At 58.0% G+C, this 21,708-nt stretch carries 28 protein-coding genes and 1 pseudogene; 11 read left to right on the top strand and 18 right to left on the bottom strand.

Annotated features, from left to right (window positions below; translation table 11 throughout):
- The 3 genes from ACVWYU_RS05080 to pnuC form a co-directional block, all read right to left on the bottom strand.
- Positions 1 to 441, bottom strand: a complete 441-nt coding sequence (locus ACVWYU_RS05080) for a hypothetical protein (protein WP_090321197.1) — start codon at positions 439 to 441, stop codon at positions 1 to 3.
- A 333-nt stretch (positions 442 to 774) separates the two neighbouring features.
- Positions 775 to 1,299 carry an AAA family ATPase gene (locus ACVWYU_RS05075; RefSeq protein WP_457372267.1) on the bottom strand — a complete coding sequence of 175 codons (525 nt, stop codon included), beginning with the start codon at positions 1,297 to 1,299 and terminating at the stop codon, positions 775 to 777.
- Positions 1,296 to 1,859: a nicotinamide riboside transporter PnuC gene (pnuC, locus tag ACVWYU_RS05070; protein ID WP_457372103.1), complete on the bottom strand. Its 564-nt coding sequence runs from the start codon at positions 1,857 to 1,859 to the stop codon at positions 1,296 to 1,298. Before pnuC ends, ACVWYU_RS05075 begins: the two co-directional genes overlap by 4 nt.
- A gap of 330 nt (positions 1,860 to 2,189) precedes the next feature.
- On the opposite strand from pnuC, the gene ACVWYU_RS05065 reads away from it, so the two are divergent.
- Both ACVWYU_RS05065 and ACVWYU_RS05060 read left to right on the top strand, forming a co-directional pair.
- Entirely contained in the window at positions 2,190 to 3,020 is an 831-nt protein-coding gene (locus tag ACVWYU_RS05065) for an undecaprenyl-diphosphate phosphatase (protein ID WP_090321205.1), read from the top strand.
- Entirely contained in the window at positions 3,017 to 3,445 is a 429-nt protein-coding gene (locus tag ACVWYU_RS05060; protein WP_247255848.1) for a DUF1294 domain-containing protein, read from the top strand. Before ACVWYU_RS05065 ends, ACVWYU_RS05060 begins: the two co-directional genes overlap by 4 nt.
- Here ACVWYU_RS05060 and ACVWYU_RS05055 read toward each other — a convergent pair.
- Together ACVWYU_RS05055 and ACVWYU_RS05050 are read right to left on the bottom strand one after the other, a co-directional pair.
- Positions 3,442 to 3,801, bottom strand: a complete 360-nt coding sequence (locus ACVWYU_RS05055; protein WP_457372102.1) for an MmcQ/YjbR family DNA-binding protein — start codon at positions 3,799 to 3,801, stop codon at positions 3,442 to 3,444. The genes ACVWYU_RS05060 and ACVWYU_RS05055 overlap by 4 nt on opposite strands.
- Entirely contained in the window at positions 3,798 to 4,706 is a 909-nt protein-coding gene (locus ACVWYU_RS05050) for a LysR substrate-binding domain-containing protein (protein WP_090321216.1), read from the bottom strand. Before ACVWYU_RS05050 ends, ACVWYU_RS05055 begins: the two co-directional genes overlap by 4 nt.
- 131 nt (positions 4,707 to 4,837) lie before the next feature.
- On the opposite strand from ACVWYU_RS05050, the gene ACVWYU_RS05045 reads away from it, so the two are divergent.
- Positions 4,838 to 5,449: an FMN-dependent NADH-azoreductase gene (locus ACVWYU_RS05045; RefSeq protein ID WP_090321219.1), complete on the top strand. Its 612-nt coding sequence runs from the start codon at positions 4,838 to 4,840 to the stop codon at positions 5,447 to 5,449.
- Positions 5,450 to 5,617: 168 nt separating this feature from the next.
- Positions 5,618 to 6,655 (top strand): alpha/beta hydrolase family protein, encoded by a 1,038-nt coding sequence (locus ACVWYU_RS05040; RefSeq protein WP_247255850.1) that lies wholly within the window; start codon positions 5,618 to 5,620, stop codon positions 6,653 to 6,655.
- Between the two features lie 168 nt (positions 6,656 to 6,823).
- On the opposite strand, the gene ACVWYU_RS05035 is transcribed toward ACVWYU_RS05040, so the two are convergent.
- The 13 genes from ACVWYU_RS05035 to ACVWYU_RS04975 form a co-directional block, all read right to left on the bottom strand.
- The gene (locus tag ACVWYU_RS05035; protein ID WP_457372101.1) at positions 6,824 to 7,084 is read right to left on the bottom strand and encodes a tail fiber domain-containing protein; all 261 of its coding nucleotides are present in this window, start codon (positions 7,082 to 7,084) and stop codon (positions 6,824 to 6,826) included.
- Positions 7,085 to 7,246: 162 nt separating this feature from the next.
- A complete protein-coding gene (locus tag ACVWYU_RS05030; RefSeq protein ID WP_247255852.1) occupies positions 7,247 to 8,443 on the bottom strand; it encodes an MFS transporter in 1,197 nt (398 codons plus the stop codon).
- Positions 8,444 to 8,726: 283 nt separating this feature from the next.
- Positions 8,727 to 10,313: an ABC-F family ATPase gene (locus ACVWYU_RS05025; RefSeq protein WP_090321229.1), complete on the bottom strand. Its 1,587-nt coding sequence runs from the start codon at positions 10,311 to 10,313 to the stop codon at positions 8,727 to 8,729.
- 20 nt (positions 10,314 to 10,333) lie between these two features.
- Positions 10,334 to 11,527, bottom strand: a complete 1,194-nt coding sequence (locus ACVWYU_RS05020; RefSeq protein ID WP_090321232.1) for a tyrosine-type recombinase/integrase — start codon at positions 11,525 to 11,527, stop codon at positions 10,334 to 10,336.
- A 187-nt stretch (positions 11,528 to 11,714) separates the two neighbouring features.
- Positions 11,715 to 11,843 (bottom strand): hypothetical protein, encoded by a 129-nt coding sequence (locus tag ACVWYU_RS05015; protein ID WP_457372100.1) that lies wholly within the window; start codon positions 11,841 to 11,843, stop codon positions 11,715 to 11,717.
- 220 nt (positions 11,844 to 12,063) lie between these two features.
- A complete protein-coding gene (locus ACVWYU_RS05010; RefSeq protein ID WP_457372099.1) occupies positions 12,064 to 12,876 on the bottom strand; it encodes a DUF2303 family protein in 813 nt (270 codons plus the stop codon).
- A 40-nt stretch (positions 12,877 to 12,916) separates the two neighbouring features.
- Positions 12,917 to 13,267 (bottom strand): hypothetical protein, encoded by a 351-nt coding sequence (locus ACVWYU_RS05005; protein WP_090453414.1) that lies wholly within the window; start codon positions 13,265 to 13,267, stop codon positions 12,917 to 12,919.
- Positions 13,268 to 13,326: 59 nt separating this feature from the next.
- Positions 13,327 to 13,569 (bottom strand): pyocin activator PrtN family protein, encoded by a 243-nt coding sequence (locus tag ACVWYU_RS05000; protein ID WP_390959266.1) that lies wholly within the window; start codon positions 13,567 to 13,569, stop codon positions 13,327 to 13,329.
- Complete coding sequence (locus ACVWYU_RS04995) at positions 13,566 to 13,949, bottom strand: hypothetical protein (RefSeq protein ID WP_457372098.1); 384 nt, start codon at positions 13,947 to 13,949, stop codon at positions 13,566 to 13,568. The genes ACVWYU_RS05000 and ACVWYU_RS04995 overlap by 4 nt, the downstream gene beginning before the upstream one ends.
- Positions 13,946 to 14,221, bottom strand: coding sequence for a hypothetical protein (locus ACVWYU_RS04990; RefSeq protein ID WP_457372097.1), 276 nt, complete (start codon positions 14,219 to 14,221; stop codon positions 13,946 to 13,948). Before ACVWYU_RS04990 ends, ACVWYU_RS04995 begins: the two co-directional genes overlap by 4 nt.
- Positions 14,222 to 14,231: 10 nt before the next feature.
- Positions 14,232 to 14,603, bottom strand: a complete 372-nt coding sequence (locus ACVWYU_RS04985; RefSeq protein ID WP_457372096.1) for a hypothetical protein — start codon at positions 14,601 to 14,603, stop codon at positions 14,232 to 14,234.
- On the bottom strand, positions 14,600 to 14,806 hold the full coding sequence (locus ACVWYU_RS04980) for a hypothetical protein (protein ID WP_457372095.1): 207 nt from the start codon (positions 14,804 to 14,806) through the stop codon (positions 14,600 to 14,602). The genes ACVWYU_RS04985 and ACVWYU_RS04980 overlap by 4 nt, the downstream gene beginning before the upstream one ends.
- Before the next feature lie 137 nt (positions 14,807 to 14,943).
- Entirely contained in the window at positions 14,944 to 15,699 is a 756-nt protein-coding gene (locus tag ACVWYU_RS04975) for a S24 family peptidase (RefSeq protein WP_457372094.1), read from the bottom strand.
- Between the two features lie 99 nt (positions 15,700 to 15,798).
- On the opposite strand from ACVWYU_RS04975, the gene ACVWYU_RS04970 reads away from it, so the two are divergent.
- From ACVWYU_RS04970 to ACVWYU_RS04940, 7 genes and pseudogenes are all read left to right on the top strand, one after another.
- Positions 15,799 to 16,026 (top strand): YdaS family helix-turn-helix protein, encoded by a 228-nt coding sequence (locus ACVWYU_RS04970; RefSeq protein WP_457372093.1) that lies wholly within the window; start codon positions 15,799 to 15,801, stop codon positions 16,024 to 16,026.
- A 137-nt stretch (positions 16,027 to 16,163) separates the two neighbouring features.
- Positions 16,164 to 16,652, top strand: a complete 489-nt coding sequence (locus tag ACVWYU_RS04965) for a phage regulatory CII family protein (RefSeq protein ID WP_457372092.1) — start codon at positions 16,164 to 16,166, stop codon at positions 16,650 to 16,652.
- Positions 16,645 to 16,850 (top strand): annotated as a pseudogene (locus tag ACVWYU_RS04960) (TraR/DksA C4-type zinc finger protein). The gene ACVWYU_RS04965 and the pseudogene ACVWYU_RS04960 overlap by 8 nt, the downstream one beginning before the upstream one ends.
- Positions 16,847 to 19,543: a DUF5906 domain-containing protein gene (locus tag ACVWYU_RS04955; RefSeq protein WP_457372091.1), complete on the top strand. Its 2,697-nt coding sequence runs from the start codon at positions 16,847 to 16,849 to the stop codon at positions 19,541 to 19,543. The pseudogene ACVWYU_RS04960 and the gene ACVWYU_RS04955 overlap by 4 nt, the downstream one beginning before the upstream one ends.
- 328 nt (positions 19,544 to 19,871) lie before the next feature.
- Complete coding sequence (locus tag ACVWYU_RS04950) at positions 19,872 to 20,360, top strand: hypothetical protein (protein ID WP_457372090.1); 489 nt, start codon at positions 19,872 to 19,874, stop codon at positions 20,358 to 20,360.
- A 247-nt stretch (positions 20,361 to 20,607) separates the two neighbouring features.
- Entirely contained in the window at positions 20,608 to 20,958 is a 351-nt protein-coding gene (locus tag ACVWYU_RS04945; protein WP_008056035.1) for a phage holin family protein, read from the top strand.
- A 145-nt stretch (positions 20,959 to 21,103) separates the two neighbouring features.
- Complete coding sequence (locus ACVWYU_RS04940) at positions 21,104 to 21,706, top strand: terminase small subunit (RefSeq protein WP_457372089.1); 603 nt, start codon at positions 21,104 to 21,106, stop codon at positions 21,704 to 21,706.
- Positions 21,707 to 21,708: the final 2 nt, after the last annotated feature.

The raw sequence follows: 21,708 nt of genomic DNA, 5'->3' as shown, positions 1-21,708 counted from the left end.
TCAACGGTCCCCCGTTATGATTCTCAAAGCGCCCAGGCCTTGCTGGACGTTTGAATTGACCATGTTGGCTATGCCGTTGTTGCCCGAATTTCCCGAGCGTCCGGCGGGGATGTTGGAAAGCTGGGTTTGGTTGGTGATGTTGCCGCCCAGGTTGTTGGTGCCTTGGGCGACCAGGCGTGAAATGCCTGCACCACTGGCGACGCTGGCAAAGTCACCGTCGCTCAATTCGCTGGTCTGATTGAGGATTTGTTTGGACGGGTTCGCATTGGCGGTCGTGGGGTTAGGATCGGGAGCTAACGTCGGAGTCACCGCGTCTCGCACCTGAACATCACGTTTGATAATGATGATGCCGTTGTCTGCCTGTACAGGCAGGCAAACACTTGAGCCCAGTGCACATCCGATCAGCAGGAGGCTAAAAATGCGGTTATCAAGTTTCCCCACGGCGGCAATTCCTTCTGTAAGTGGAACGCTGGCCCTTATCAGCGTTGCGAGGAAGAGAGCAGAAGGTGTGCCGGTTTTTGATTTTCCTTTTAAAACAACAAGTTGGACTTATTAATCAAGGTGGTTGAAAAAGATTTGTAACGCTCCTGAGACAAAGCCACGCAAAAACACCGTCCATGCGGGCGGCATTGCTCGCCAAGGGCGTTGCAGGCAAGTTGTATCAGCGGCGTAACATTTTCTTTCTGGAAGGCCCGGAACGCTTTAATTCGCGGGTTTGCGGGGAAGGGAGTGTTTCAGGAATGGACATTTACACCCTTGCAGGGGGCGCTCGTTTCAGGCTTTTAGCAAGCATGCCACAGCCTCGAATGCCGCCAGCTTGCGCTGTGTCCAGTCGCCTTGCAGTACCTGCAAAGGCTGGCGGTGCAGGTTTAGCCATTGGTGGCTGGCCTGGAAAAACGCCTGGCGTTCTGCCAGTTGCGGTTGGCAACGTTGTCCATCGTCATGCCAGGCCACGGATTCAGGGCTGAGCAACAAATGCAGGTCGTAGTGCCGTGCCAGCAATGCGTGTTCTATCCAGGCCGGGCAAGCGCCAAACAAAGTACGGCTCCAAAGGATATTGCTCAGCAGGTGCGTATCGAGAATCAACAATTCAGGTTGTTTGCCGCGTGCCTCATCTTCCCAAGTAAGCTGGCCATTCGCTATGTCTGTAATGTCACCGTAGCAGGTTTCGCGGGCTTCGCTGTCGATAAAGTGCCGAACATACTCACCGACCAATATGCCGCCAAAATTGGCGTGAATCTCGTTCGAAAGCCAGCTTTTGCCGCTGGATTCCGGGCCTGTCAGCACCAACACCTTCATGGGCAAAGCAGCGGATCGCTGCGCCATGTGCGCCAGCCTTTTATGGCCAGCAGCGTGAACAGCCCATACAAGGCAGCAGTCAGGTACATGCCTTTATAGAGGAACAGGCCGACGAAAATACAGTCCAGAGCGATCCACAGCGGCCAGCACTGCACGCGCTTTTGCGCCATCCAGAATTGCGCCACCAGACTGTAGGCCGTGAGAGCGGCATCGAGCCAGGGTTGCGCGGCGTCGGTCCAGTGCGCCATGGCGGCGCCCAGCAACAGGCTGCCGATCGCGCCGAAGGCCAGCCCCGACGCTACTGCTTGGCCGCCCAACCGGCTGACCTCGCGCCCATGCTGCGTCTCGCCTGCGCGGGTCCACTGCCACCAGCCGTAAAGCTGCAAAGCGGCATAGATCAGCTGCAGCAGCATGTCCGAATACAGCTTCACTTCGAAAAAGATCCAGCTATATAAAAGCACCATGACCAGGCCGATCGGCCAGCACCAAGGGTTCTGTTTGACCGTCAGCCAGACGGCATTGACACCGAGGGCGGCGGCAAACAGTTCAAGCCCGGACATGCAGTTTCCTTGGGTAAAGTCGAAGAGGGGCGGATTGTACCCAGAGTGCAAGGTGTCGCGTCAGCTCTACATGACGCTGTGTTGCGTTTTCTTGCTCCTGTCATCAATCAGCGTCTGCCTCTCGCCAGTTCCCATTACACGGCAGCACGGATCGGACTTGTCTGATAGGATTTGCGCCCGCACGGTAAACCTGAAATCCAACTGTTTCACGGAGTTTTCAGGATCGAGTGTGTTTCTTGTGCTCGCGTAGTTTCGACTACGCTGATCGCGATAAGCGTTTTAAAAAATACTAATGGGGCATGCATCGGCGCATAGCCTTTTGGGGGATTGATGGATCTTTGGACCGCCTTTCAGGCTTTGATTCTTGGCGTTGTAGAAGGACTTACAGAGTTTTTGCCCATTTCCAGTACCGGTCACCAGATTATCGTGGCCGACTTGCTCGACTTCGGTGGCGAGCGTGCAATGGCGTTCAACATCATCATCCAGCTCGGGGCGATCCTGGCGGTGGTGTGGGAGTTCCGCCGCAAGATTTTCGACGTGGTCATCGGCTTGCCGACCCAGCCAAGTGCGCGGCGCTTCACCGCGAACCTGCTGATCGCCTTCCTGCCGGCTGTGGTGCTGGGGGTGATTTTCGCTGACCTGATCCACCACTACTTGTTCAACCCGATCACCGTGGCGACGGCCTTGGTGGTGGGCGGCATCATTATGTTGTGGGCCGAACAGCGTCAGCATGAAGTGCATGCCGATACCGTCGATGAGATCACATGGAAAGACGCCCTGAAAGTCGGGTTTGCCCAGTGCCTGGCGATGATTCCGGGTACTTCGCGTTCCGGCTCGACGATCATCGGCGGCCTGTTGTTCGGTCTGTCGCGTAAAACCGCCACCGAGTTCTCGTTCTTCCTGGCGATGCCGACCATGGTGGGGGCGGCGGTGTACTCAGGCTACAAGTACCACAAGCTGTTTGTGCCGGCAGACTTCCCGGTATTCGCCCTGGGTTTCGTCACGGCGTTTATCTTCGCCATGATTGCCGTGCGAGGTTTGCTCAAGTTCATCGCCAGCCACAGCTACGCGGCGTTCGCCTGGTATCGCATCGCATTCGGTCTGCTGATTCTCGCTACCTGGCAGTTTGGCTGGGTTGACTGGACTGCCGCCAAGCCATGAGTGATTCCAGCGCGCGCAATCAACCCGGGCGGCAGTCCGGGGGAGATATCCAGCATCTGCGTCTGAAACTGTTGGTGTTCGCGATTTTGTGCGCGCTGCCGCTGATAGGTTCGATGTCGTTGTGGCTGCGTGGGGTCTCGCCGATTCCCTTGGCGGCCTACGGCATCGTCAGCGTGCTGACGTTTTTCCTGTACTGGAATGACAAACGCAGGGCCCGGGTCGATCAACGGCGAACACCGGAAAACGTGCTGCATGCGTTGGAGTTCGCCGGTGGCTGGCCGGGTGCCTTGCTGGCCCAGCAAGTCTTTCGGCACAAGACGCGCAAGGTCTCTTATCAGTTGGTGTTCTGGATCATCGTGTTGCTGCACCAGGTGTTCTGGATCGACATGCTGTTTCTTGGTGCAAATCTGTTGGCACTGTTTTAAAGCAATAACCCTACCTGGGTACGCTTGGGTAATTTGCCGACCACCAGTTGATGGGAGCGCCGCAACAGACCTTGCAGCTCCTCGGTGCCAAGCGGGTAGGGCGTTGCCATGATGATCCACTGCGCCCGTGCCAGATAAGGTGCGGGATGAATGCCCGGACGGTCGCAATGACCGAGAAACAAATCCTTGTCGACTTTGAACGCCAGGGACGCGCCACGCAGATTCTGCAAGGCGAACATCTTGTTCCCGGCAATCGAAAATACCCGTACACCTCCCCATTTGTAGTCTTCCCGCGCGCCGGGCAACGCCAGGCAGAATGTCGCGGCGTCCTCTTCGCTCATGCGTCCAGCCTTCATATCAATCGGTCCCCACAGGCATTGAATGATTCGATCAGATGGTCGATCCAGGCGCGAACGGCTGGCATCACCCCGCGTCGATGAGGGTAGACCGCCTGCAACCAGCCACCAGGCAGTGACCACTCGGGCAGTATCTGCACTAACGCGCCAGTCTGCAGTTCCTGCTCGCAATACATCATCGGCAGCATGGTAAAGCCCTGGCCGGAGAGGGTGCAGGCCCGACGGATAATGAAGTCGTCGATACCCAGCCGGGCCTCCAGCGCCAGGTCGCAGCTCTTGCCCTGTTGGTCGAGCATGCGAATGTGCACCATACGGTCGGCTTCCAGGGCGCCAAGCACCGGCAAACCCTTGAGATCTTCGGGATGATTGATTTCTCGACCGTGAATCAGCGCCGGACTGGCGACCAGGAGCATCTGCGCCTGACGCAGGCGGCGGGTGACCAGCAAAGGGTCTTCATCACCCAGTTCGCGGACCCGCAGGGCGACGTCGACGCCCTCATTCACCAGATCGACGCGGCGATTGAGCAGCATGACTTCCAGTTGAACCTGAGGGCATTTTTCAAGAAATTTGCTGATCACGGACGGTAGCAGCTCATGGGCCAATCCCACGGGACAGGATACCCGCAAGCGTCCTCGGGGTTCACTGGACATGCTGGCCACGGCTTCGTCGGCCATCTCGGCCTCCAGCAACATGGCCTGACAGTGCCGCAGGTAGCGCTCGCCAACGGCCGTCAATTTGAGCTGGCGAGTGGTTCGTTGCAGCAGGCGGGCGCCCAGACGCTCTTCCAATTCCGCAATGCGCCGCGACAACCGTGACTTGGGAATGCCGAGTAGTCGCCCGGCCGCGGCGAAACCACCGGCTTCCACGACCTTGGCGAAGTAATAGAGGTCATTGAGGTCTTGCATGGGTACTGGCTCGATTGTTCTATCAGTGGGACAAACTATCGCATTGTTACAGTCTAATCAGCTATTGGTTTCGTCTGTAGGATCGTTTCCATCAGATCGCCCCGGTGGCGATCCTCACCTGGAGATCCCACATGAAACTGCTGCATATCGATTCGAGCATTCTTGGTGACAACTCGGCGTCCCGTCAGCTGAGCAGCGAAGTCGTCAAAGCCTGGCAAATCGCCGAGCCGTCGGCGGTGGTGACATACCGTGACCTGGCGGCTGACGCCATCAGCCATTTTTCCTCGAACACCCTGGTTGCCGCCGGCACGCCCGCTGAACTGCGCGACGCCGCACAACAGCACGAAGCACAACTCAGTGCTTCTACCCTGGCCGAGTTTCTCGCCGCCGATGCCGTGGTGATTGCAGCGCCGATGTACAACTTCACTGTCCCGACTCAATTGAAGGCGTGGATCGATCGCATCGCCGTTGCCGGCCAGACCTTCCGTTACACCGAAGCCGGTCCTGAAGGGCTGTGCGGCGGCAAGAAAGTCGTGATCGTGTCGACTTCCGGTGGCATGCATGCCGGCCAGGCAACCGGTGTTGCCCACGAAGAGTACTTGAAGGTGCTGTTCGGTTTCATCGGTATCACGGACATCGAATTCGTTCGCGCCCACGGCCTGGCTTATGGCGATGAAGTCCGCAACAAGGCCATGAGCGACGCTCACGCGCAAATCAGCGAGCAATTGTTCGCCGCCGCGTAAAACTTGCGTAAAGACGGTACGCCGTTCAGGCAGCCCTCAAAAAACTCTGTATTCTGGATACGCAAGTACCAGGTACGGAGTTTTTTGTTTCTGGTCGTTTCAGATTGTGGCCCAAGTTATGCAGTCAAGGGTACAGGTCTCGAGTCCGGTAACAGGGTGGGGCATCCCATGGTGCGTCTTTGTGCAACTTTGCTGATTTGTCTGCTCTGCAGCCTGAATACAGTGCACGCCGCGCCTGCGCCGCGCCCACACTGGAGCGTCGGTTACCACGAGCTGAGTTTTCTCGACCCGCTGGACCTGCAACCGATGCGTGCGATTGCCTTCTACCCATCGAGCGAAAAGGAACACTCCAGCAGGCTCGAGGGTTACACCGTCGAGGCGGGTGAAGACACCAAAGTCGCCATCGGCCGGTTCCCCATGCTGATGCTCTCCCACGGCAACACCGGAACGCCACTGGCGCTGCACGACCTCGCCACCTCCCTGGCGCGCAAGGGGTTTGTGGTGGTAGCCGTGATTCACCCCGGCGACAACTCCAAGGACCACAGTCGTCTCGGCACCTTGAGCAACCTGTACGGACGGCCGATCCAGATATCCGAAGCCATTACCGCGACCCTGGGCGACCGCATGCTGTCGCCGTTCGTCAATGCTGATCAGGTCGGCGTCATCGGTTATTCGGCCGGGGGCGAGACCGCATTGATTCTGTCTGGCGCGACCCCGGATCTGGGGCGCCTGCGCCGTTACTGCCAGGAGCGCCCGGACGACAGCGATGCCTGCAACACCCAGGGTGAACTGATCGTCGACCGCGATGACCTGCAACCGGTGGCGGATCCGCGCGTCCACGCGTTGATGCTGATGGCGCCGCTGAGCTTGAAGTTCGGCCGCCAAACCCTCGCCGACGTGCACGTGCCCGTCCTGCTTTATAGCGGCGACGGCGACAAACTGGTGCCCATCGACAAAAACGCAGTGGCTTTGGCGCGCAAGCTGCCCGTTGCTCCGGACTTCAAGTTGCTGGCCGGGGCAGGGCACTTCGTATTCATGGCGCCGTGCAATGACGAGCAGATTGTCATCACGCCAGCGCTGTGTACTGATGCCGATGGTGTCGATCGTGAAGACATTCACCGCAACCTGATTTCCGAAGCCGGGAGCTTCTTCTCCCGCACGCTGGGCAAGGCGACTCGGGCCGGAATGCAAACTGCCGATCAGTGAGGGGGATCGGCAGTTGTTTATCGTTGGTTACTTATCAGCTAAAGCAGTTTCCGGTGTGACTACTCTTGCATTAAGTTCACGTACGGACTCGATAAGAGGTGCCACCCGTTTTTGGTAATCAACTTGCAAGTGGCCCCGATCAGTGCGTACTAGTGGGGGGTAGACTTTCTACGCTTCCTGGGCAATCAGGCCGACATGGGTAAGGTCGTTTTGCTTCCAGTTGAACGTGACACCCTGGAGTTTCAGGAGATTTTCCATAGGGTTTTCCTGACGTAGAAATGGGCAGCACTCATCCCCAATATCGTCGCCGACGTCCCAGCATTGACCGTTATGGCAGATTTGTTGCTGCGTCGAGCTTTGCGCATGGGCTGTGCCGTAGAGGGAAAACAGCAATGCAGGTGCGAGCAGGCTTAAAGGCAATATACGCATGTTTATTAATTTCCATTTGTCGATTGTTATGTAACAGCGGCGTCGAGCATCTGTGAAAGTTGACACTTCAAACAATGCTGGCTCTTTGTCTCAATCGATGCGGCATGTTGCGCTGGAATCCTTCGGTAATGTTTTAATCCATGATCTTGTCGGTGTCAGCGTTCAACGGGTTTGACGCGCACTTTGGCGTGACAGGAGCAGCGTCAGGCAAAGGCCGGTGACTGACAACAACGCAGCTGCGAAGAATATCCACGTATAACCCAGGTTCAACGCCACCGCCCCCATCAAGGGGCCGGCGATCGCCAACGCCAGGTCGAAAAACACCGCATAGGCACTCAAACCGGCACCGCGGCTGGAGCTGGGCACCTGCTTGATCGCCTCGACGCCCAGTGCCGGATACACCAACGATAGGCCGAAGCCGGTCAGGCCGGCACCGATCAAGGCATAGGCGGTCGAAGGCGCAAGCCACAGCAATAACAGGCCGACTGATTCAATGCTCATGCAGGCGATGGCCGAGGTGAATCCGCCGAAACGGCTGATGCTGGAAATGAACAGCAAACGCGCCAGAATGAAGCACACGCCGAAGACGGTCAGGCAGTAAGCCGCGCCGGTCCAGCCACGGTTGAGGTAATACAAGGTGATGAAAGTGGTCAGGGTACCGTAGCCGATGGAGGCCAGGCTCAGGCTCGCACCAAAGGGCGCAATGCGCCCGAACACCGCCCAGAACGGCAAACGCTCACCCCGGATCACGGGCACCGATGGCTTGTTGCGAATCAGCAGCAGCGCAGCCAACGCCAGCACCGACAGCGCGATGCCCAGGCTGACGAATCCCAACTGATCGACCATCACCACGCCCAGCGGAGCGCCGATGGCAATCGCGCCATAGGAAGCGATGCCGTTCCACGAGATCGAGCGCGCGGTGTGCTCGGCACCCACTTGGCCCATGCACCAACTGATGGTGCCGACTCCGATCAGTCCCTGGGCGATCCCCAGCAATAAGCGCCCCGCAATCAAAATCAACAGGCTTAGCAGCGGAGCGCTTTGCAACAGGGTCGACAGCAGCGTCAATGCCCCGCTCAACACAATGCCTGACAGGCCGTAAATGATCGCCCGCTTGGTACCGACGCTGTCGGACATACGCCCGGCCATGGGGCGGCTGAGCAGCGTGGCAAGATACTGCGAGCCGATGGTCAACCCCGCGATGACGGCACTGAACCCTAGTTGTTCATGGACATAGCCCGGCAATACCGCAATCGGCAGGCCGATGCAGAGGAAGGCAATAAAGGTATAAAAAACGATGGAGACGATCTGCAGGGTGATCGCCATGGAGCTTTGCGGTAGCTGTTGCGGCGCAGACATGAGGGCTCGTTCGCGGGCGGCGGTGGGAGAACTGCATGATGGCGTGGCGTTGACATAAAAGGAAGCATGCTAACTACTCTTGCCATGACATTGTCGCTGTTGTTCATGGCCCCATCGTGAGCAAGCTCACTCCCACATTGTGGAATGTATCCCTTGTGGGAGTGAGCCTGCTCGAGATGACTTATGCACCAACAGGAAACCTTGGTCTGATATGCAAAAAGCCCTGTCACATGGACAGGGCTTTTCATTGGCAGCTTGTGCAGCTAAAGGCGTGGATCTGCCCTTAGAACACCACGCCCTGACTGCGCAGGTAGTCGTCATAGGTGCCGCTGAAGTCGGTCACGCCATTCGGGCTGAGTTCGATGATGCGGGTGGCCAGGGACGATACGAACTCACGGTCGTGGCTGACGAAGATCAGCGTGCCCGGATAGTTTTCCAGCGCCAGGTTCAGCGCTTCGATGGACTCCATGTCCAGGTGGTTGGTCGGTTCGTCCATCACCAGTACGTTCGGCTTTTGCAGGATCAGCTTGCCGAACAGCATGCGACCTTGCTCACCACCGGAAATGACCTTGACCGACTTGAGGATCTCGTCGTTGGAGAACAGCATGCGGCCCAGGGTGCCGCGAATGATCTGCTCGCCTTGAGTCCACTGGCCCATCCAGTCGAACAGGCTGACATCGTCTTCGAAATCGTGGGCGTGGTCCTGGGCGTAGTAGCCCAATTCCGCGCTCTCGGTCCACTTCACGGAACCGGCGTCCGGGGTGAGTTCGCCCATCAAGGTGCGCAGCAGGGTGGTCTTGCCGATACCGTTCGGGCCGATGATCGCGACGCGCTCGCCGGCTTCAACGGTGAAGCTGAAGTTCTTGAACAGGGTCTTGCCGTCGAAGCCCTTGGACATCTGCTCGATGGTCACGGCCTGACGATGCAGCTTCTTGGTCTGTTCAAAACGAATGAACGGGCTCACGCGGCTCGATGGCTTGACCTCGGCCAGCTGGATCTTGTCGATCTGCTTGGCGCGGGAAGTCGCTTGCTTGGCTTTCGAGGCGTTGGCCGAGAAGCGGCTGACGAAGGTTTGCAGCTCGGCGATCTGGGCTTTCTTTTTGGCGTTGTCCGACAGCAATTGCTCGCGCGATTGAGTCGCGGCGGTCATGTACTCGTCGTAGTTACCCGGGAACAGGCGCAGCTCACCGTAGTCCAGGTCGGCCATGTGGGTGCAGACGCTGTTGAGGAAGTGACGGTCGTGGGAAATGATAATCATGGTGCTGTTACGCGCCGTGAGAATGGTTTCCAGCCAGCGAATGGTGTTGATGTCCAGGTGGTTGGTCGGTTCGTCGAGCAACAGCACTTCCGGGTCGGAGAACAGGGCTTGGGCAAGCAATACCCGTAGCTTCCAGCCTGGAGCGACTTCGGTCATCGGGCCGAAATGCTGTTCCAGGGGAATACCCAGACCCAGCAACAGCTCACCGGCGCGGGATTCGGCGGTGTAGCCGTCCATTTCAGCGAATTCGGTTTCAAGCTCGGCCACGGCCATGCCGTCTTCTTCGCTCATTTCCGGCAGCGAGTAGATACGATCGCGCTCGGCCTTGACCTTCCACAACTCTTCGTGACCCATGATGACGGTGTCGATCACGGTGAATTCTTCGTAGGCGAACTGATCCTGGCGCAATTTACCCAGGCGTACGTTCGGCTCCAGCATGACCTGGCCGCCAGACGGCTCGAGGTCGCCGCCGAGAATCTTCATGAAGGTCGACTTGCCGCAACCGTTGGCGCCGATCAAGCCATAACGGTTGCCGCCGTTAAATTTGACCGAAACGTTTTCGAACAACGGCTTGGCGCCGAACTGCATGGTGATGTTAGCTGTGGAGATCAATTACCTTACCTATCAATGGGTTAGAGCTGGTCTTTTTTGCCTGATACCGATTTGATACCAATCTGGAGCTTTTCCAGCTCCGCCCAGTCTGAGCTTGAGTTGAGCCAACGCGCATACGTCGTCAGCAACATTTGGACACTGTGGCCAAGCTGCTGAGCGATGAATGCGGGGTTCATGTTGGACATTAAGCATATTGTCGCATAAGTATGACGGCAGTTGTATGGCGGTCGATAAGGCATCGCCAGCTCTTTGAGTGCCGGCCCCCACTGTTTGTGCAGATCGGAGGTTTGTTTGATGTACTCGCTGTTCTTCGACGGCGGGAACACATAGGGAGTCGTCTTGACTCTGCCGATACCCTTGGCGCGGCGCTCGGCGTACTGGCGAGCGAACTCGAGCGCATGCAGTGCTCGCTCGTTCAGCAGCACGAAACGATCCTTGCCGGTTTTGGTGCGCTCTTCGACGGCGGTCAGGGCGACTGTGCGGCAGACGTGAACCTGGCGTTTCACCAGGTCAACCGCCTCCCAGCGCAACGCGGCGACCTCGCCCAGGCGAAGCCCCGTGAAGAACGCGAACTCAAAGAACGCAGCATATATACCGCTTGGCCAGTGTGTCGTCTGATACAGGTGGTCGATGATTAGGTTGGCTTCGTCCAGGGAAAACGGGTTGATCTCCTTGCGACCTCGCTTCGGGAGATCGATCATTTTGGCCGGATTTTTTTTGATCAGCTCTTCAGCCACGGCCGCATCCAGAATTGTCGAGAGCTTGACCAAGGCGTTGCGCCGAACACCAGGAGACGTCCACTCCGTAGCCGCAATAATGCGGCGTAGGAGGGTGGTGGTAATCAGATCAATGCGCACCCGGGCAAGCGGTGGAATCCAGTAAAGGTTCAGCGCACCCTTATAGTTGTTGCGAGTACCGCTGGTGATGTTCCGGCCATCCAGCCACAACTGGGCATACTCGTGGAAGGTCGGTACACCACCGAGTAATACCGATGACCCGGGAAACAGCTCGGCGTACTTGGCGTCATCCAACAGGCCGAGTTTGATCAGGTTGTCTACTTGATCGCGTAATTGGGATGCAGCTTTAATGCCCTTCTGCGTCGTGGGATAGGGGAGGGTTTCGCTTCGGCGGATACCGTTCCAAGTAAAACGAATCCTGAGGGATTTGCGGAAGAGTTCAACTCCATCGGGCAAATCCACTGTGCTTCTTCCCATTCGTAATATCTCTTTTTGCTGTACATGATGCGATTCCCCAGTTTGTTCCAGACGCCTTCGGGGATCTGCTTGCGGGCGCGCCGGGTAGCGAGTGCTCTAAATGAAATGCCCAGGATATGGGCCATGACCTCTTCTGATACTTTGTCTACTTCGGGGTGCGGCAATGTCTCCAGTTCGGTGCTGGCCATCACAGTTTCTCCATTGCGCGGCGGGCAATGCCTTCGGCCTGGCGCTGTTTGCTGCATTGTTCATGGTTGCCGTGTGCCCGCGACTTGTCGCACTTGTCGCAGATGGTTTGCAAATCTAGAGGTGGCATTTGCCCGCGGCGGATTCGGACTGTTCGACGAAGTGCAGTCATGCGGCCTCGCACATATTGGGTTTTGAAGTCGAGTGGATGCTTTTTAAAGGAGGTGAGTTGACCTCTTCATTAAGTGGCGCGTTGATCAGGTATTGCGGTTGCATGTGCTGTGTTCCTCGGTAGAGCCCGCCGCCGGGTTCATTGGTGAGAGGCCGGCGACGGGTTGTTGCAGTGGTGGTTAGCCCAGGTTGAAGCTGCCGATGGTCAGCTTCGCGCCACCCCCGACTTCCTGTTGAACGACGTCCTTGAATTCTTGTGCGAGGTCTTCGCGCAGTTGTTCTTCGCCAATCCAGCGCAGGCGCAGTAGGGGCTTGTCACCGCCGGTGAGGACGGCAACACGGAGTCGGATGATCTGGACCTTCAGCCCTTCGAAGGGCTCGACGGTGAATAGGAATTCGGCTGGCAGGCCTTCGGAGGATTTGGCTTCGATCTGGTCCATTGCCGAACGGGATGCGCTCAGGTCGCCGACGACATGTTCGCTCTTGCGTGCTTGCTCGATGCTGATGGAGCGGATGGCGCTCGCGGCTTTGCGTAGATCGATGTGGCTGTCGTCCGCTGCAAGGGCTTGAAGGTTCGACGCCCAATCCTCAATCCAGTCGCTCAGGTCCTTCTGCGCGAATTGAATGGCGGCGGCACGCTCCAGCGCTCGGAAGGCCGCAGTCTTTCTCAAGTTAAGCGTGGCGGTGAAATCGCCGTGCCCTGGCTCTTTGGTATTGCCCAGGTTGAAAATCACGGTGCACGACATGGCTTCCGCGTCGACAAAACCAGAGGCGACGGTATCGGCGCTTTGTTCCATCACGTAGTTGCCGAAGTCCAGCAATGAGTGGGTGGTGAGCGCGCCGCGGAAGCGACTGCGAGCGGCTTGAAACTTCTCGATGCTGTGGATCTTCTGATCAGACGGCAGCACCAGCGCCGGAGTGAAGGTGCTCAGCGGCTTGGCATAGGCCAGTACGGCGGTGTCTTGAATCAACTGAATTGCTTTGGCTTCCATTTGATCGTTTTCCTTTTGGTGAGAGGCATGGATAGGTCGGTTAGGACTTCGCGTGAATCGGCGCGGCGTCTCGGTTGAACAGCTGACCCGCGCGAGGAGCTTCAGCAAACAAGGTCAGGCGACCGCCCTCGTTGACATGCATCGGCGTGTCGAGGGTTGTGTCTTCGCTGCGGCTGCCGCGTTTGGTTGGCACCTTGTAGGCGAGCTTGTGGTTGACCGTTACCTGGTGGCTGTCGGCAATCTGCTTCAGCGTGAAGGTCAGCGTGACGGAGCCGACCTTGCCGTTGTCGACAACGCCCGATGCAACTTCGGAAAGGGCGTGGCCGATCTGGTTTGCGAAGACGCCCGCGTTGAGTTCGCCGATGAACTCGGCTGTGTCTGTGGGTTTCATGTGCTGTGCCTCATTAAGTGCGAGTTGTTTGCCCCTGGGCAGCAGGGGCCACCGATGAATTAAGCCGCTTGCTTCGCCGCTTGGGCGTCGAGGAAGTCAGCCAAGTCGTGCAGGTAAACCACGCGCTTCGCCCGTGCCGAGTTGTGCAGCCGCTTGACGACCAAGGCGATACGCCCGGCCTTGATCTCTTCCAGCAGGTAGCGGTCGGTCCGGATGTGCGTGAAGTACTGCTCTCGGACTGCCGTCAATGACGGGCAGGGTGTGGCGAACTGTCTGCGAAGCTGGTCCAAGGTGTTGCTCATGCTGCTTCCTCCCCGAACCCCTCCGATCGGGGCACCAGCTTGAGGCGGATCAATTCGGCTAGGCCTTCTTTGCTTTTGCCCATCGCGGCGGCGCAGATTTGGCCTTTTGCATCAGCCACCACGGCACCGAATGGATACTCCGGCGAGTTCGTGGGGGTGACGTAGGCCACTTGCCCGTCTTGAATGACGTTGTTGACGCAGCGAAACACCTCCGCCAGCTCGGTACTCAGCACCGGCATGCTTTCCAGCAACTGGACGGCTTCGGTCGAGGCGCCGATTAGTGTGGCGCGGCTGATGACGCCGGGGCAGTTGAGGTAGATCGGGATCAACTTCAAGGCGCCGAGGGCTTGTGTGTAGGCATTGGCTTGATTGGTTTTCATGCGGCGGCGTCCTTGTTCGTAATGGTGATGCCCAACTTTTTTGCCAGCCAATCCACCCCGGCTTCTTTCACCATCACTACGGCGTAGTGAACCGGTTTGCCAATCGTGGGGTTCCAGCGGACGCGGGGGGCTGAGTACAGGCGGCCTTGGTCGCGATACTGGCTGGCGAGGTCACCGCTGCTGTTCAAGATTCCCAGCTCCCGCAACCTGGTGCGGAAGGCGCGGGGTTTGATGCCGAGCACTGCGGCGGTTTGGTCCAGGGTGCGGTTCATAGCGCTGTCCTCAGGCGGCGATCAGTTTGCGAACGCGGCCAAGCAATGCTTCCGAGTCGGCCAGTACCTGATCAATTTGCGCCAGCCGGCCGGACTGTTCTGGTGGGGCGGGTTGCGCCGACTCAATGCGGCCGTTCGCGATGTCCTGAATGAAATCCCTCAGATGCAGGTGATTGGCTCGGTCTGAGCGCTTGAGGGTCAGTTCGCCGGTGTGGCCGCTCAGGTCAACGTTGATGACTGCGCTGTTGTCGGTGAGCTCCACTTCAAATCTTGCGTGGATGGTTTGCTCTGGTCGTTGAAGTGGGCAAACGGCGGCGCCACCAACCTGCAGCATGTGATGCAGCAGATCTTGTTGGGCGAGAGGGATGAGATAGCTGTTCATGCGGCATCGCCTCCGAGCGGCCAGGTGTTGGCATCGATTGCGGGGGTATTCACTGGCTGGACGGCTTCGGTGCGGCCTTCCGGCGTGGTGATCACCAGAAGACCAGTGCGGAGCTGGATGGCCTCGACAGCTACGCGATTACTGCAGACAGAAGGATGCAGGTAGACCGGGCAGCGGGTGTTGCTGTGCTGTGTGGTTTGCATGGCTCGTACTCTTTGGTGAGAGGTGTACGAGACAGAAATTAGCAATAGCTAAATAATTGTGCAATAGCGGATGCTAAATATTATTTTTGAAGTCGAAAAAAAAACCGCGCATCGGCGGGTCTTTCGACAGAAATGGATTAGAGCAGGACTGAATACCAGAATACCTTTCCGATCACGATGATTTCGTTTTTTAGCAAATCAACCGCACTGTACTCTTCATCGGGATGCTCATCACGATTGTAGCTGCGCATCCTGAGGCCACCGCCTGGTAGGCGATACAGAGTTTTGACGCGCAACTGGCCACCATGATTTAACGCATACATCTTGCCGTCGGTAATAGTAGTGCAGCCTTGATCAACGCCCACGGTGCTGCCGTGCGGAAGGACTGGCTCCATGCTGTTACCACTGACAGTTACGCAGACAGCTTCAGTTGGTTGAACGTTCTGGCGCCGTAGCGTCATCTTTCCGAATCGAAGCTTTTGTTTGTGGGACTGGTGTACAGCTGTACGGCCGCTTCCAGCGGATAGCTCGACTTCCTTTAGAAACGGCACGTAAACCTCGTCATCATCCAGCGGAGTATCGTCGTCCCATACGTCGATGGGTCCGAGATACTCGGCATTACCTTCAATAGTTCCGTCTTGTGAAGTTGACTGCTGGTTTTTTCCTGCGGTCGTTGAGTCATACCTCGAGGCGGATGGCGCTGTAAGCGTGCCTTCTGGAAGCCCTATTTTTGCTTCAAGGTTTGCAGCAGCTTTTTCGCCAAGCGAACGGTGACCGTTCAGCAGCTGTGAAAGGTAGGAGGCATCTAAATTGTGCTGTTCGGCGAACTCTTTCTGGGATTTTCCACCCATCAAATCTCGCAAAACCTGAATTCGCATTTTTTTGGTATCCATCCGCCAATCATCTCGCCCCTTTAGCAAACAGTAAATTACGGTTTGCTATTGTCTGATTCATTAGCAATTGCTAATCTAGGTGGCCTGAAGGAGGTGCATATGACCTTGCACGAATATTTGAAGACTCTTGATAAGACTGCTTTGGAGGCCTTTGCCACTCATTGCGGGACTTCTGTTGGGCAGTTGAAACAGGTTGCTTACGGAAATCGACGAGCGAGCGCGGCTTTGGCAGTCGGTATCGAGCGGGAGTCAAAAGGTGCAGTCATTTGCGAGCACCTTCGGGCTGACATTGATTGGGCCTACTTGCGTGGTTCCAAAGCTGCTTAAGGGTGCCGGACTGGGGCCTCTCACCAAAGATCCCCCAGCCCAGCGACGACGATACACAGCACATGCACATCGGTCGTGGTCGTAGGATAGGGGTTGCCCTGGACTATGGCTAGACCGTAAACAGGGGATTTACGGTTATGAGTCGAACAGATCTTTTGCCGGACGCCGGTCCGGTCCTTCCACTGCGACAGGCGATTTATCGCGCTGGTCGTGACTACAAGGGCGGAATTACCGCCCTTGCCTTTGACATGGTGTTGGACAACGACACCCTTCAGAAGAAACTCAAACTCGATGAAGAGCGTCGCTGGCTGAACCCTGATGAGCTGGAAGAGCTGATCAGGTTGACCGGCGATTCGCGTTTGCTCGATGCGCTGATGCGCCCGGCGGGTGCAGTGTGGTACCGCCCGGTGCCGGTACCGGCCACGCGTGATGCGTTGAAAGCCGTTGGCAAATTGCTCGGCGAGACCGGCGAGTTTGTCGCCGCGATGCACGACGGTGCTGCCGACAACGTGTGGGAGCTTCACGAAGTCCTCGATCTTGAAAAGCAGGGGATGGACGTGATCCGCGAAGTTCTCGGAATCATGGCGGGTGCTCGTCAGGCGATGGAGGATCGTGCTCATGGCTGATGAAATCGATCGCGCCAACGACCAGGCGCAATACCTACTCGACGTCGCGCTTCAGCGCCGTCGCCTTGCGCCATCCAGCCGCGCCAGCGCAGAGTTTGCGCGGATTGCGACGACCCCATCCCGTTGCTTCGACAACAGACGATTGCCGGTTGCCAAACCTGCGTCGACTGTCAGGGGTTGCGGGAGGCTCGGCGATGACTGAACCGGCCAAAGGAATAGCCGTCGCCGAATGGGCAAAACGTTACATCACGACTTTCGACCTCGCCCTGGTATCCATTGAACCAGGAGAAAAAGCCCCTAAGGGGCTGGGGTGGAACAAGCCGGGCGGCTACATCACCGATGCGTCCGTCGCCGAAGCATTCTGGCAACAAAACCCAAACCATAACCTCGGTGTCGTGCTTGGGCCGAGCCGTGTCTGTTCGCTGGACGTCGACGACGTTCAGTGGACGCGGTACGTGTTGTATGAATTGCTGGGCGTCGATCTGGATGCCATGGCGTTGGTGTATCCGACCATTGTTGGTAACCCTGCGCGCTTCCGGGTCGTGTTCAAAGTGCCTGAAGGCGTTGAGCTGACCCGGCATTCTCTGTCCTGGCCTAATGAAAAAGACCCTGACGGCTCGATTCACAAAGGCTTGATGGATAAGGCCAAGGCTGCGAAAGAGCAGGGCGATGGTGTCGGGGAGGCTGCGGCGCGCGCGGAGGCTGAAGAGTACAAGCGCTTCACGGTGTTCGAGCTGCGCGCTGGCCTGGTACAGGACGTGTTTCCGCCTTCGATTCATCCGGGTACCGGCAAGCCTTACACCTGGAGAACCCCACCGAACGCCAACGACGGCCTGCCGACGCTGACTGTCGATCTGCTGAATATCTGGCAAGGCTGGGAATTCTTCAAACGTGATGCCGAGGCAGCCTGCCCGTGGGCGATGAAGCCGAGCGCGGCGCCGGCGAAGGTCATTAAGCGTTCGGCACCTGCGGCGGGTAAGCAGCCGTCGGTGATCGACGAGTTCAATCGCTGCCACGACATCGAGGAACTGCTGCGTACTCACGGCTATATCAAGCGGGGCAGCAAGTGGCTTTACCCGCAGAGCAGCACCGGTCTACCGGGGGTGACAATCGCCGACGGCAAGGTCTATTCGCACCACGGTGCCGATCCGCTCGCGAACGGGCATCAGAACGATGCGTTCGAGGTGTTCTGTTTACTCGAGCACGGTGGCGACCAGTCGAAGGCGGTGAAGGAGGCTGCGCGTATGTTGGGCATGCAGCGTTCATCGCGGCCTGATCCGCAGGATCTTCCCCCGACCCCATCCGGTGATGTGAGCGAGCCGAGCTGTGCGAACGACGACATCAGCGAGGCCGCTCCGGCTCCTGATGGGGGCGCGGGGGAGGCGCTAACACTTGACCATTTGCTTCGGCGTTTTGCGCTGGTCGAGGGCACCACGCAAGTGTGGGACTGCGACCAGTCGCGGGTGATGAAGAAGGCCGCGTTCGAAGCGCGGGTGGGCAAACCACTCGCCAAGGCGTGGTTGGATGACACGGGCAAACGCTTGATTGCGGATGATCACGTCCGCGACATCGAGCAAGCGCGGCGCATGGCGGGCAAGAAGGGTGGCGCGCTGGGTATGGCGCCGACTGACCGATATGTGTACATCGACGGCACCAAGGATGTCTGGGATCGGGAAAAGAAACGGCGCATTGCCGAGGGCGCGGTGAAGATGGCCCTGGGTGACACTTATCCCCTGTGGCTGAACAGCAGTGAGCGGCGCACCGTGGATGTCGAACACATCGTGTTTGATCCGACCATGAGTAAAGACCCTGCGGTGTACATCAATACCTTTGATGGTTTGCCGCTCGAACCGGTCAGGGATGACGAAGCCTGCGTCAACCTGCGTTGGCTGATTTCGTTTTTGTGCAACCACGATGAAGCGGCGTCCCAATGGCTGATCCGCTGGCTGGCGTACCCGTTGCAGCACCTGGGCGCCAAGATGGACACCGCCGTGCTGATGCACTCGATCATGGAAGGCTCAGGCAAAAGCCTGCTGTTCGCTGATGCGCTGGGCATGCTGTACGGCCAGTACGCAGCCACGGTCGGCCAGACGCAGTTGGAGAGCAACTTCAACGCCTGGCAAAGCCGCAAGTTGTGGTCGGTATTCGAAGAGGTGGTGAGCCGCGATCAGCGATACAACCAGGTGGGCAAGATCAAGCACCTGATCACCGGCAAGACGGTGCGGATGGAATCGAAGTTCATCAACGGTTGGGAGGAAGCCAACCACATGAACGCGGTGTTCCTGAGCAACGAGATTTTGCCGTGGCCGATCAGCGACAGTGACCGCCGGATGCTGGTGATGTGGCCCATGGAGACGTTGCCGGTCGAGCGGCAAAAGGCAATCGGCCGCGAGCTGGAGCAAGGTGGTGTCGCGGCGCTGTACGGCTGGTTGTTGTCGGTTGATTTGGGCGACTTCAACCAGCGGACGCGCCCGCCGTCAACGGACGCCCGTGAGCGACTGGTGGCCTTGAGTCGGGCCGGATGGCAGACGTTCCTGCATCTGTGGAAGTACAGCGAGTTGGGCCAGGGGCTTTGGGGGCCGTGTCTGTCGACGGACCTTTACTCGCTATTTCTCGAATGGTGCCAGCGGAACAAAGAGCATGTGATGAGTCAGACGAAGTTCTCGCTTTTCATCAGTTCCGAGGTCGATAAGACGCGGGCCATTCCCTGGACCGATGGCAACAACCGGCGCTTTGGCGCTTTCTTCTTTCCCGTCGATCAGGACGCTTCCCCGCCCCCATCACTGAAGGCGGCCGAGCTGGGCAAGCAGGTGGAAAACTGGCGGGCCAAGGCGAAGCTGGCGGGCTGGCATGTCGACAGTTGGGACCACATCAAGGCGGCTGCCGCATGACTACATCTAAAAGTGTGTTGGGTGTGTCGGGTGTGTGTTGGGTTGATTTTGGATACCCCACACAGGGTAGAGCCTTCTATTTCGGCTGTTTGCGGGCTTTGTGTCGGGTGTGTTGGGTTTCGCTACACGTGCGCGCAGGCGTGACGTTAGATGTTCGGTTTCTGATGGCTGATTATTTTCTTCATGCGAGAACAGAAACACCCAACAAACCCAACACACTCAACACAGATCGATTAAAGCTATTGATTTATAAGGATTTCATCTGTGTTGGGTTTGTGTCGGGTTGGGTGTTTTTTGTGTCGGGTTCGATTTTCAGGGGAGTGGGGCGATGATCGAGGAAGTTGAGGTGTTGATGCAGCATTGGGGCGCTCAGCACGGCCAGGTTGGCGACGGTGGCGGCTTGGGCAGCCCGATGGCTACGATCATGCAGTACGGCGGTTGCGCTCCCCGTGGTACTCCTGGGTCGCGAGATCTGATGATGTCGGCCGGTGGTGGTATGGACCATGTCAGCACTGAGGTTGCCGCTGCTGTTACGCAGCTCGAACGGCAATCTGAGAAGGGCGCACAGTTGGCCCTGTTGGCTCGCAACCGATACTTGGCCCAGCCCCCGATGACCGTGCGTGAGCAGCTTCGATTGTTGCAGCTCGCCGAGGACGCTGACCGGACCTACAGGAACTGGGTGCATCGTTTACACGAGCAGGTGCTGTTGATACTGACCGTACGCACCGCAACAACACGTGGGCGCGATCGCCGCAGCGGGACGGTAGAAACCAACTACACACGGGCCTCAATGAGTAGGCGCACACGGGTTTGCTGATTGCCATTCGTCGGGGTGGTTTCCCTCAAACCTGAGTCAAAGTTGCGTCAAAGTTGCGTCGAGTCGAACAACCGAAAATGACCCCTTTTCGGTTTTTCCGGACAGGGGTAAAAAGTCCCCACGATATGGAATTTGCGCCTTGGCGCTGACCTCGCACGTGCTGTGCAGCTTCACCCGGCCTTCCCTGAGCCGGTCACCCAACCCCGCTCCGGCGGGGTTTTTCATTCCATTGCCGAGGAGGCAACGCATGTCGACTGAACAGGAGGTGCAGCAGTCGCTGGCCGATCTTCCTACATGGTTATTGATTCTGGTGGCGCTCGCGGGTTTGACCGGGGAGATGTGGCGCGCTGATGCGGCAGGGATGGCGGTGCCGGTGTTGGTCAAGCGGGTGCTGCTGCGCTTCGGGGCGTCGGCAGTGTTTGGCCTGGCGACGGTGATGCTCGCCACGGCGCTGAGTTGCAGCCTGATGACTGCTGCTGCGATCGGTAGCGTTGTGGCTTGTCTCGGCGCCGATGTCGCCAGTGGCTTGTACGCTCGGTGGCTGGCAAAGCGGGCAGGGATCTGCGAAGCACCGCCGAGCGGGGGCGGACAGGCATGAAATCGCCGGGGACCCTGGGGTTATTCGGTGGGTACGGGGTCGGAAACCCGCGGGAAAGTGTTAGCGGCAGGGTTGCCAGCTTACTGAAATTCAATCCATTGAAATTGAAAGGTTTGCATTGAAAAGCCGTTGAAAAGGAGGGCTTATGACAGAACCAATGTACCTGTCAAAGAGCGCCTTCGCGGCTCGGATCGGCAGGGCGCCCAGTTACATCACCTGGTTGAAAAACAACAACCGGCTGGTGCTCTCCGCCGATGGTAAGCAGGTGGATGTCACGGCCAGCGAAGCTCTGATTCGCGACACCGCTGACCCGAGCAAAACCGCTGTTGCGGATCGGCACCACCAAGATCGGCTTCAGCGTGACGTGTACAGCCAACTGTCCGGCCAAGTCGAACCGACTTCAACGGCTGCGCCGCCGCCAGTAATTGCCCCTACCGTGCAGTTGCCAGACTTCCAGAAAGCCCGCGCCCTACGCGAGCACAACCTGGCACAGCTCGCCGAGATCGAGTTGCACAAGGCCAAGGGCTCGCTGGTGTTCGCGTCGGCGGTGCAGACGGGCGCTTATAATGCTGGCCGCATGCTGCGTGATCAACTGCTGGGCATGCCTCCGCAGCTGGCACCTGAATTGGCTTCCATGACGGACCCTTGGGAAATCGAAAAACACCTGACGGCGGCGATCCGTCGCTCGCTGGAGGATGCCGAGCGCATGTCCTCCGCAGACCTTGAACACGCACTGACCATGAGTTGACC

The organism is Pseudomonas sp. TE12234 (genome assembly GCF_054061835.1).
This window is presented reverse-complemented; position numbering and strand designations above follow the sequence as displayed.